Raw genomic sequence first — 8,629 nt, 5'->3', positions numbered from 1 at the left:
CCTCTCGGCGGTGCCGTCCTTCCGCCCGTCGGTGGCCGCCTGGGCGCGGACGGCCGCGGCGGTCGCCCAACGCCACCCGGAGGGTGTGCCGTCGCTGGGGATTCCCACATGGTTTTACGGTCATGAACCACCGAACTTCTTCGCCACGCATGTGGCCAAATACTTCGCGAATGCCATCCGGGAAGCCATCCTGCTTGAACTGTGCAACGGCGGGATCGTCTTTTTGCCGGGTTCGGGCGGCACGGTCCAGGAGATCTTCCAGGACGCCTGCGAGAACTACTACGCCGCCCCGGAAACCGTCACTCCCATGGTCCTGGTGGGGCACGAGCACTGGCTGCGGCGATTCCCGGCCTGGCCCCTCTTGCAGAGCCTGGCGTCCGGGCGCCGGATGGAGGGAAGGATCTTCCTGGTCGATACGGTCGAAGAAGCCCTGGAGGCGCTGGAGCGCTAGGGGGTCAGAGATCCTTGCGGCACTGGGCGTGGCCGAGCTCGTAGAGTCCGTTCAGGTCGCCGGCGGCAAGCCCGTCCGGGGCTCCGATCTCGGGGTACATCAGCTGGGCCGGGTCATCGACATGCTCCAGGCCCATCACATGGCCGAGCTCGTGCAGGATCACGGCCGTGGCATAGGCCGCTCCCTCGGAGCGGTCCAGGTCTTCCGCGAGTTGCGGGGCGTCCAGCTCCAGGCTGCCGGTGACGAAGCTTTTGGGGCCGTCGCCGAAACTGAAGTGTGTGCTTCCGCCCGTGCCGATCACCGGGCCTTTGAGCTGCGGTGCCTGCTCCGGGGTGGTCCAGGCGATCAGCAGCGGCGCCCACCGGTCCCCGTAGAGATCCTTTTGGTAGGGCGCACGTGTGGGCGAGGGGGCCTCGGACGTGGGGCCGTCATTGATGAAKGTGATCCCGGTGGCCTCGGAGATCGTCCGGATCGAGTCGTCCACGAGCCGCTCGGCACCCGGCGGGGCCAGGGCGGCATTGATGACGTAGTGCAGCGGGCGGCACGGCGAGTAACCCACCGGAGTGCCGTCGTCATTCGTTGCGAGGAACTTGTACGAGGTGCTGGCGGCCTCCGGTTTCCGGGCCGCGCCGAGGGGGTGGTCCTGCTCCTCGAGCCCGGGCGGGGGAGTGTCCGTCCGGTCTTCGCCGGCCGGCACGGCAGGCTGGCCGGATTTCTGGCCAACCTGCGGCTGTGCCTGCAGGTCACTGCCTGCCTTGTTTTCTGCACTGTGCCCTGCGTTGTTCCCCGTTCCTCGGGAGACCTCGAAGAGGCCCGTGAACCTCGGATCGCCGTAGACGAGTCCGGCGGTGAGGAAGGCGCCGGCGGCGATCACCGCCGCGGCGGCGAGGTTCCTGATGATCCGCAGCGCGGTGGCTGGCCGGCTGTGCCGAGGTCCGCGGTCCCGAAATTCAGGGCCGTCCACTAGCCAACCACGGCGCCGAAGGCCATGCCCAGCAGGTACGTCACGCCCGCGGCACCCATGCCGATGGCCAGCTGGCGCAGGCCACGGGCGGCGGGCGAGGTACCGGAGAGCAGGCCCACCACGCCGCCGGTAAGCAGCAGCGCCAAGCCGACGAGGGACGCGGAAACCACCAGTGCGGCGAGTCCTGTCATGCCCAGCAGGAAGGGAATGATGGGCACGATCGCGCCAGAGGCGAAGAAGCAGAAGCTCGACGCCGCCGCGCCCCAGGCGGTGCCGACCGCCTCGTGCTGGTCCTCGCTTTCGGGCAGTTCCGGACGCAGGGACAGGCTGGGATCGCAGTCGCAGTCCAGCAGGCCCATCCGCTCCGCGACGCGGTGCTCGGCGGCCTCCCGGGACATGCCGCGGGCCAGGTAGACGAGCAGGWGTTCGTTGTGCTCGATATCGAGCAGCGGCGCCGCCGCCAAGGTGATCTGGGTGGGTCGGGTCGCGGCGAGGAGCTCCCGCTGCGACCGCACGGAAATAAACTCGCCGGCCCCCATGGACAGTGCGCCGGCCAGCAGCCCGGCGACGCCGCTGAGGAGTACCACCTGGCTGCCCACGCCCGAGGCCGCCATGCCCATGACGAGGGACAGGTTGCTGACCAGCCCGTCGTTGGCGCCGAAGACGGCGGCGCGGAACGTTCCGGCCAGCCGGTTGCGGCCCCGGGTGGCCAGCCCGCGGACCACTTCTTCGTGGATCTGCTCGTCGGCGACCATGGCCGGGGTGGCGAAGGATTCGGTGGCGTACGGGGAGCGGCTCTCCGCCCGCTGGGCCAGGGCCAGGACGAAGACCGAGCCGAAGTGCCGGGCCAGGAAGCCCAGGAACCGGCTCCGGAGTGAGGCATGCCGGTCCTTGCCGGCGTGATCGCCCAGCAACTGGAGCCAGTGCGCTTCATGGCGTCCCTCGGCCTCGGCCAGCGCCAGCAGGATGGCGCGCTCCTCCCCGGCGCGGTTCTGCGCCAGGTCCCGGTAGACGGCCGCCTCGGCACGTTCATCGGCGAGATACTGTCGCCAGCGCTTGATGTCCGCTGCGCTGGGCGCTGCGCTCGCGTCTGTTGCGGGCGAGGGGCTCGGTGCGCTGACCGGAGCGGCAGTGGAGAGAGCCGCCCCGGGGGCAGCAGAGGCGTCCGGCGAGGCAGGGCGCGGGTCCGTATCGCGGACCGAAGAGGGCTGTGTCGGGTGGTGCTGCGAAGAATCGTTGCGGTCCGATTCGGTGTGCTGAGACACGAAAAACTCCTGGGTTTGGTCGGGCGTGGTCCGGCCCCATTGCGACTCCAGACTACCCCGTATTTCCGCGCTTTTCCGGCTGGCAATCCTCAGTGGAAAGTTTAGGGAGGCCGTAACTGCCCGGCTCCGGCGGGCCCGCCCGCAGCCGCTTTCCGGCAGCAATTGTGAGCCCTTGACCGCCCGGGTCCGCGGTGTTCGAATGAAACCCAGGGCGGGCTCCCCGGGGCCTTGCCGCCACCGAAGCCGCATGGAGGTTGCATCATGGAGAGCACCGCATCACATCCCATCCAGCCGGCCCGGGAGTCACTCGAGTCCGATCCCGCCTACGACTACGCCGAGGACGCGCCCGTCAGTGATGCCGCGGAGACCGAGGACGAGGAGCTTCTCGAAGAGGCCGACCGGCTCGTTCCTTTGGACGCGGAAGACTTCCTGGGCGACGAGAAGCCGGTGGTGCCCGTGGAAGGTGAGGAATTCCTTGCGCCGGAGGAAAATGAGTGATCCTCCCGCGGCCCGTTAAGGTGCCTAAAGGCCGACGGCGGCGCCCCCGAAAGGGGAGCGCCGCCGTCGACCTTTAACTCGCGGTCTAGACCCTGCCGGGCCTGGGCCCTAGTGCGTGAGGGCCGGGACCTTTTCTTCCTCGGCCGCGCCGCCGGCGACACGCCGGCGCCAGTTCTGCATGACCGCGGGATCCGTCGGCTTGGTCAGCAGCGAGACCGCGATGTAGACGACTGCGGAAGCCGCCAGGCCGTAGTAGATCGGCTCGTTGGCGTAGATGCCGTCCAGCGGAACCTCGGCGTTGATTTCCAGGATAATCATGGTGCCGAGCGTGATGACTGAGCCCACCGCCATGGACGCCGCGGCGGCGACGCCGGTGCCGCGCTTCCAGACCAGGCCGCCAAGGATGGCCACGAGCAGGCCGCCAACCAGGATGTCGTACGCAATGGTCAGGGCCGCGACAACGTCCTTGGTGACGATGGCGATCACGATTGCCACGACGCCCAGGCCCAGGAYCCACATGCGGTTGGCCTTGACGTCGTGTTCCGGGTTGTCGGTGTCATCGGTGTTGACCGTCTTGCCGAACCAGCCGGCAACGAACGGCAGCACATCGGCGCGGGCCACGGTGGCGGCCGCGATCAGGGCGCCGGAGGCGGTGGACATCATGGCAGCGACGGCGGCGGCCAGCACGAGGCCGCCGATGCCGATGGGCAGCAGGTGGGTGGCGACCTCGGCGTAGACGACATCCTTGCCCAGGGCCTTGACGTCGATCTGCGGCAGGGCCACCCGGGCGCCGAGGCCGATCAGGGCGCCGGCAGCGCCGTAGAGGATGCAGTAGATGCCGGCCGTGGCGCCGCCCCAGCGGGCAACTTCAGGTGTCTTGGCGGTGAACACACGCTGCCAGATGTCCTGGCCGATCAGCAGGCCGAGGGTGTAGACCACAAAGTACGTGATGATCGTCTGGGCGCCGATGCCGTCGATCTGGAAGAAGGTGGCGTCCACCCGGCTGCGGATCCCGTCGAGGCCGCCGGCGGCGTTGAGCGTGAACGGCAGCATCAGGAAGAAGATGCCGACCGTCTTGATGACGAACTGGACCTGGTCGGCCAGCGTGATGGACCACATGCCGCCGATGGTCGAGTACACCAGCACGATGGCCCCGCCGACGGCGATCGCGAGGGCGCGGTCCCAGCCGAAGAGCACCACGAAGATGGTGGCGTAGGCGCCCGTGGAGGTGGCGCAGAGCATCAGCGTGTAGGCAAGCATGACGATGCCCGAGGTCTGCGTGGCGTTGCTGCCGTAGCGCAGGGTCAGCATCTGGGAGACGGTATAGATCTTCAGCTTCTGGATGGTGCTGGCGAAGAGCAGGCTCAGCAGCAGGACGCCGGCGCCGATTGCGACGACGAGCCACATGCCGGAGATGCCGAACTTGTAGCCCAGGCCCACGCCGCCGACGGTCGAGGCACCGCCCAGGACGACGGCGGCCATGGTTCCGGTGTAGAGGAACGGGCCGAGGCGGCGGCCGGCGACGAGGAAGTCGCTATTGTTCTTAGTGCGGGACTTGCCCCACCATCCGAACGCCAGCATGGCGGCCAGGTACACCACCACGATTGCGATGTTGACGAAAGTTGCGTCCATATAAAGGCTCCTTGGAGCTGGTTGACAGCGGATGCGGGCCTGCCGGGCCTCAACAGTATGTTCGGCAAGGCCGCTGCTGCGGGAAGTGGTTAGAGGAGGATTTCCGTCGGAACCCCCCGTATTGCCTAATAGGCAACACATGTTGCCAAAGAGTATGTTGTGACGCCGGTAACAGTCAAGACGCAGGGCGTGGTGCCGCCGCTTCCGCGTCACGAAGGCCCGCTCCCGCTAGGATTGCTCCAATGATGGGGCCAAGCGGCCGGCCGTGAAAGGTTCCTAAATGAAGGCTCTACCAGTTGAACCGAGCAATGTTCCCGTTGCCATCGGTTCGCGGATCCGCGCGGCCAGACAGTCCCAGCGGCTCACGATTGAACAGGTCGCAGACGCCACCGGGCTCACCAAGGGATTCCTGAGCCGGGTCGAGCGGGATCTGACCTCGCCCTCGGTTGCTTCCCTGGTGACGCTGTGCCAGGTTTTGTCCATCTCTATCGGCGACCTCTTCGCCGCACCCGAAACGCACCTCACGAAGCAGAATGAAGGCCCCCGAATCTCCCTCGGCGGCGAGGGGATCGTCGAGCGGCTGCTGACCGCGCGCTCCGAGCGCCGCGTCCAGATCATCCAGGCCGTGATCGAGCCGCGCGGGCGCGGCGAGTCCGAGCTCTATGCCGTGGACTGCGACGTCGACGTCCTGCATGTGGTCAAGGGCAGCATCCGCCTGATCCTCACCAATGAGGAATTCGAGCTCAGCGCCGGGGATACCGTGACGTTTCCCGGCCGGGAACCGCACACCTGGGTCAATCCCACGGACGACGCCGTCGAGGTGCTGTGGGTGCTCGTACCCGCCGCCAGCCGCTGAGGGCATGAACGCATCCGCAACCACCGCAAAAGTATCCGCACGGCGCACGCCGGAGATACACAGGACGAGCCGAAGCCGCTCGCGTCATCAACTGGGGGATCCATGAACCGCAACAACGTCTTTCTGTCCCTGGCCCTGGCCGCCGCGCTCGCGGCCGCCCTTGGCCTGAGTTCGTGCGCCGCCGCGGGCCAGCGGGCCGGCGAAACGGCAAGCGGCCCCGCCGGTGAAACCGCGGCCCCGGCGCAGCAGGAATCCGGCGCGGCCGCCACGACCGCCTCCTCCGCCGCTTCGGCCCTGCCCTCGGCTGCCCMGAGCGCCTCCGCTACCCCTGTCCCGGCCGCGCCCACGGCCACGGCCAGCGCGGTGGCCGGCGTGAAAACCTTCACCTTCCCGGACGGGCACCTCTCCTTCTCCTATCCGAGCGGCTGGTCCGTCCGGTTGGTGGGTTCGCCCGGGAACGCGGCCAAGCTGCGCGGCGTGCAGGCGGTCATCGCCGACGCCACCGGCAACGAACTGGCTTCCGTCACCAGCAGCACCAGCGCCAGCAACGCTTCCGGCCCGGTGGCCCGCACCGTGCTGGACACCGCTCCGGTGCCGGGGCTGAAAGATGTGGACGGCGAGCAGCTGGCCTTTGGCTTCGCGTTCGATTCCCTCGCCGACCAGTCCGATTTCCACATGAGCGTCCGCAAGCAACGCGACTTCGCACCCGCGGTCTCTGACTCCGGTTCCGCCTACGTCAGCTTCGCCAACGGCGGGGCGGAAGCCAAGGTGCTCTTTGGCAGCCCGGCGTTTGCCTCCGTCGACGCCGCCAAAGCCTGGATGACCACGGAGCAGTACAGCCAGCTCAAGCGCCTGCTGCTCACCCTCAAGTACAGCTGACGTCCCTTTCCTTGATGAGATCGGCCACGGTGAGACGTACGTCACATCCCGGCAATCTGCCCGAAACGGCAATTTAATGCCCGGAGCCGGCGCGTAACGTGCCCGCAAGAATGGGAAAGCCTTCCCGAAACACGCCGTGAGTAGCGTCAACTGCGGGGGGACGCTCGTCAGTCCCAAACGTCACATGGTCTCGCCGCATCGGCGCCCTCGGAGCGCCGGCACTCGAGGAAGGCTCCCGCTATGAAGTTCTCTGTGCTTGCAGTAGGAATGGCAACGGATCCGCAGGTCCTTGACCCCGGATCGACCGCTTGGATGCTCACGGCATCCGCTCTGGTCCTCCTGATGACCCCCGGTCTTGCGTTCTTCTACGGCGGGCTCGTCAGAATGAAGTCCGTCCTCAACATCATGATGATGAGCTTCGGCGCCATGGGCGTTGTGGGCGTCGTCTGGGCCCTGTGGGGCTATGGCCTGGCATTCGGCCCGGATGCGCTGGGAGGATTCGTCGGGGACCCCTTCACCAACTTCGGCCTGAGCGGGCTGACCACCAGCATCGGCTCCAAGGCGGCAGGCCTGCCGGACATGATCTTCGTCGGCTTCCAGGCCACGTTCGCCATCATCACCGTCGCACTGATCAGCGGCGCGGTGGCCGAGCGCGTCCGGTTCGGCCCCTGGCTCCTCTTTGCGGCCCTTTGGGTCACGCTCGTTTACGCGCCGATCGCGCACTGGGTCTGGGGCGGCGGCATCTTCGGACCTACCGGCATCATCGGCAGCAAGATCTCGGCCCTCGACTTCGCCGGCGGCACGGTGGTCCACATGAACGCAGGCATTGCCGGACTCATGCTTGCCGTGGTTCTGGGCAAGCGGCTCGGCTTCATGAAAGACCCCAACATCCGTCCGCACAACCTGCCGTTCGTGATGCTCGGCGCAGGGCTGCTCTGGTTCGGCTGGTTCGGCTTCAACGCCGGTTCGGAACTCGCCGCCGACGCCACGGCCGCCCTGGCCTGGACCAACACGCTGCTCGCCACCAGCGCCGCCCTGCTGGGCTGGCTGCTCGTGGAGCGGCTTCGCGACGGGCATGCCACCTCGCTCGGCGCCGCCTCGGGAGCCGTCGCGGGACTCGTGGCGGTCACCCCGGCCTGCGGATTCATCGACCCCATCGGCGCCATCCTGATCGGCGTGATCGCCGGTGCCGTCTGCGCGCTCGCCGTCGGGCTGAAGTTCAAGATCGGGCTCGACGACTCCCTGGACGTCGTGGCCGTGCACTTCGTCGGCGGCCTGTGGGGGACCCTGGCCCTCGGATTCTTCGCGCTGCCGTCCACCAAGACGGCCGGCGGCCTGTTCTACGGCGGCGGCCTGGCGCAGTTCTGGCCACAGATTCTCACCGCCCTGATCGTCACGGCATGGAGCGCCGCCATGACCACGCTGATTGGCTTCGCGATCCACAAGAGCATCGGCATGCGCGTTTCCGAGGCCGACGAGCTCTCCGGCATTGACGTGACGGAGCACGCCGAAACGGCGTATGAACTCCTCATGGTCGGCGGCAGCTTCCACCCCGGTGACCCGCATGCCCGGACTGATGCGGCCGAGGCCCACGCCGGGACCCCGGCCGGGACCCAGGCCGAAGTCCCAGCCGGGACCAAAGCCGAGGCCGAGGGTGAGGCCGTCCGCGGCAGGGTATCGTCATGAAGCTCGTCACGGCGATTGTGCGGCCGGAGCGGGTCGCGGCCGTTAGCGCGGCCCTGGAGCGGGCCGGGGTCAACGGCCTGACCGTGAGCCAGGCCAGCGGCTACGGCCGGCAACGGGGCCATACCGAGGTGTACCGGGGCGCCGAATACAGCTCGGACCTGCTGCCCAAGGTGCGGCTCGAAGTCCTGGTCGACGAGGGCGCCCTCGGTGCCGTCATGGCTGCCATTGAAGAGGGCGGGCGCACGGGCCGCTTCGGCGATGGCAAGATCTGGATTATCGAGGTGCGAGACGCCGTCCGCGTCCGCACGGGGGAGCGGGGCGCGTCGGCCATCGCCTGAAGTCGTTGGTAAACAAATGATGCGCAATACGAAACTTCGAGTGTATGATGGCTGTCACAA

Annotated in this window: 8 protein-coding genes and 1 pseudogene; 6 read left to right on the top strand and 3 right to left on the bottom strand. The window is 67.8% G+C overall.

Annotation, left to right across the window (positions count from 1 at the left end):
* Nucleotides 1–451: pseudogene (locus tag AC1D1S_RS04740) on the top strand (LOG family protein); the annotation flags it as partial.
* Nucleotides 452–455: 4 nt separating this feature from the next.
* On the opposite strand, the gene AC1D1S_RS04735 reads toward AC1D1S_RS04740, so the two are convergent.
* Nucleotides 456–1,415 (bottom strand): matrixin family metalloprotease, encoded by a 960-nt coding sequence (locus AC1D1S_RS04735; RefSeq protein WP_476993855.1) that lies wholly within the window; start codon nucleotides 1,413–1,415, stop codon nucleotides 456–458.
* Nucleotides 1,415–2,680, bottom strand: coding sequence for a VIT1/CCC1 transporter family protein (locus AC1D1S_RS04730; RefSeq protein ID WP_476993854.1), 1,266 nt, complete (start codon nucleotides 2,678–2,680; stop codon nucleotides 1,415–1,417). Before AC1D1S_RS04730 ends, AC1D1S_RS04735 begins: the two co-directional genes overlap by 1 nt.
* 261 nt (nucleotides 2,681–2,941) lie before the next feature.
* Between AC1D1S_RS04730 and AC1D1S_RS04725 the strand changes: the two genes are divergently transcribed.
* Nucleotides 2,942–3,178 carry a hypothetical protein gene (locus AC1D1S_RS04725; RefSeq protein ID WP_028275624.1) on the top strand — a complete coding sequence of 79 codons (237 nt, stop codon included), beginning with the start codon at nucleotides 2,942–2,944 and terminating at the stop codon, nucleotides 3,176–3,178.
* A gap of 108 nt (nucleotides 3,179–3,286) precedes the next feature.
* Here the strand turns inward: AC1D1S_RS04725 and AC1D1S_RS04720 are convergent, their stop codons facing one another.
* Entirely contained in the window at nucleotides 3,287–4,810 is a 1,524-nt protein-coding gene (locus tag AC1D1S_RS04720) for a sodium:solute symporter family protein (RefSeq protein ID WP_476993853.1), read from the bottom strand.
* A gap of 280 nt (nucleotides 4,811–5,090) precedes the next feature.
* Between AC1D1S_RS04720 and AC1D1S_RS04715 the strand changes: the two genes are divergently transcribed.
* From AC1D1S_RS04715 to AC1D1S_RS04700, 4 genes are all read left to right on the top strand, one after another.
* Nucleotides 5,091–5,666 (top strand): helix-turn-helix domain-containing protein, encoded by a 576-nt coding sequence (locus AC1D1S_RS04715; RefSeq protein WP_028275626.1) that lies wholly within the window; start codon nucleotides 5,091–5,093, stop codon nucleotides 5,664–5,666.
* Between the two features lie 102 nt (nucleotides 5,667–5,768).
* A complete protein-coding gene (locus AC1D1S_RS04710) occupies nucleotides 5,769–6,545 on the top strand; it encodes a hypothetical protein (protein WP_476993852.1) in 777 nt (258 codons plus the stop codon).
* Nucleotides 6,546–6,785: 240 nt separating this feature from the next.
* Nucleotides 6,786–8,231 carry an ammonium transporter gene (locus tag AC1D1S_RS04705; protein ID WP_476943290.1) on the top strand — a complete coding sequence of 482 codons (1,446 nt, stop codon included), beginning with the start codon at nucleotides 6,786–6,788 and terminating at the stop codon, nucleotides 8,229–8,231.
* Nucleotides 8,228–8,569 (top strand): P-II family nitrogen regulator, encoded by a 342-nt coding sequence (locus AC1D1S_RS04700; protein ID WP_230007931.1) that lies wholly within the window; start codon nucleotides 8,228–8,230, stop codon nucleotides 8,567–8,569. The genes AC1D1S_RS04705 and AC1D1S_RS04700 overlap by 4 nt, the downstream gene beginning before the upstream one ends.
* The last annotated feature ends 60 nt before the right edge of the window (nucleotides 8,570–8,629 follow it).

It is taken from the genome of Arthrobacter sp. P1_A5 (assembly GCF_056406825.1).
This window is presented reverse-complemented; position numbering and strand designations above follow the sequence as displayed.